Annotated in this window: 2 protein-coding genes; both read left to right on the top strand. The window is 44.0% G+C overall.

Annotation, left to right across the window (positions count from 1 at the left end):
• Positions 1-1,365 (top strand): DUF294 nucleotidyltransferase-like domain-containing protein (locus ACP45E_RS13655; protein WP_017037398.1); only part of this gene is annotated, 1,365 nt, incomplete at its 5' end.
• Positions 1,365-1,981 (top strand): 3'-5' exonuclease (locus ACP45E_RS13660; protein ID WP_069585110.1); only part of this gene is annotated, 617 nt, incomplete at its 3' end. The genes ACP45E_RS13655 and ACP45E_RS13660, both read left to right, overlap by 1 nt.

Here is a 1,981-nt window from a genome sequence, read left to right on the forward strand (position 1 = left end):
GTTGTTACTGCCGATCAGACGATCCAGCAAGTCGCCCATGAAATGCGTATTGTTCATCGCACATCATGCGCCGTCATTTATGAGAACGATAACATTGTTGGCTTAATTACTGATCGAGACATGACAAAACGCGTTATTGCTCACCGAGTGGATGTAGATCGACCAATATCTGACGTGATGACACATTCCCCATTGACCATCAAGCCTGATGACCTAGTCCTTCATGCGGCTTCCGTTATGATGCAGTTCAACATTCGAAACTTACCTGTAGTAAAAGACAATAAGGTGATTGGCTTATTAACCACTTCCCACCTGGTTCAGAATCACCGTGTACAAGCAATTTTCTTGATTGAAAAAATAAAATATGCAACGGAACCAAGTGCGCTCGCGAGTTTCACTGCCGAAAGACAAGCCATATTTGAAGCGTTGGTCGAAGGGAAAGTAGCCCCTGAAACCGTGGGTAAAGTCATGACCATGATCATGGATGCTTACACGAGAAGGTTCATTCAATTCGCGATTGACCAGTTAGGGCCGCCACCGTGTGACTTTTCGTGGATTGTGGCTGGGTCGCATGCGCGAAACGAAGTTCACATGCTGTCAGATCAAGACAGCGCCATTGTTCTTGATGATTCTGCAACCGACAATGACCGGGTTTATTTCCAACATTTTGCGCAGATCGTGACAAATGGCCTCGCGAGCTGTGATTACCCATTGTGTCCAGGTAAATACATGGCCGCGACACCAAAATGGTGCCAGCCGTTAAACGTGTGGAAGCACTATTATAAAAAATGGGTGTCTAACCCAGAATACGAGCGTTTGCTTAATATCAGCGTTTTCCTAGAAATTCGCACGATTTATGGGAACAAAGAGTTTGAAACGGTATTGCGTGATGAACTTCATTCGAACATCAAGAATAATCGAGAGTTCTTGGGTACGCTGGTGAAAGATGCCATAAGTACTAATCCGCCTCTGGGTATTTTCAATAGCCTCGTGTTGGAAAAGTCGGGGGAAAATAAGAAAACACTGAATGTAAAAAAATACGCCATTAACCTTATCATCGATCTAGCGCGAATTTACGGCTTAGCGGTAGAAAGCGATGTGTCGGCAACCGAAGAACGTTTTGCCGCCGCCCACGAGAAAGGGCTGCTCAGTGAAGATGCCCTTAAAAATATCCTAGGTGCGTATCAGTTCATTTTATCCTTCCGGTTCAATCACCAGCTTGACGCTTTAAAAAATGGTCAAATACCGGATAACAACATCAACCCGAATAGCTTTGGCAGTTTTGAGCGAAAGCATTTGAAAGATGCATTTAGAATCATCGCAGATCTGCAAGATGCCGCTAAAGTGCGCTTTGGGAATCGCTAATGAAAGCACGATTACACTTTTCACCATTACACTACTTTCACCCACTAGAGCGATTAAAACGAAAACGTAAGCACTGTTTGGCGACGATGAAGCTGCCTTTGCTTCTTGAACAACTGCTTAAAGAGCCCTTGCCAACGTTTGAGGAGCTGGCTAAAGATGGCGAATACATTGTACTGGATATTGAAACCACAGGTTTAAACAGTGAGAAGGATATTATTCTATCGATGGGTTGGGTAGAAATATCAGGAGGTCGAGTTGATCTCGCATCCGCGCATCATATCTACATTAACGATGATTCTCAGATCAACCCTGAAACTGCGGTCATTAACCACATTACCCCACAAATGTTAGCGGCTGGCGTGTCGATTCATGATGCGATGATGACATTTTTTGAAGCGGCGCAAGGGAAATACATTGTGGCTCATGGCTGTATCGTTGAAAAGAACTTCATGAAACAGTACCTCATTAACCATTACCACTTTCACGATCTTCCTCTCATTTGGCTCGATACCTTGCGCTTAGAGAAAAGCATGGAGAAAGCGATCAATCAGCATGAAAATATTGATTTAACATTGGGAAGTACACGAACGCGATATGGATTGCCAGAGTACAATAG

The sequence above is a fragment of the Vibrio genomosp. F10 str. 9ZD137 genome, assembly GCF_049974785.1.
GTDB lineage: Bacteria > Pseudomonadota > Gammaproteobacteria > Enterobacterales > Vibrionaceae > Vibrio.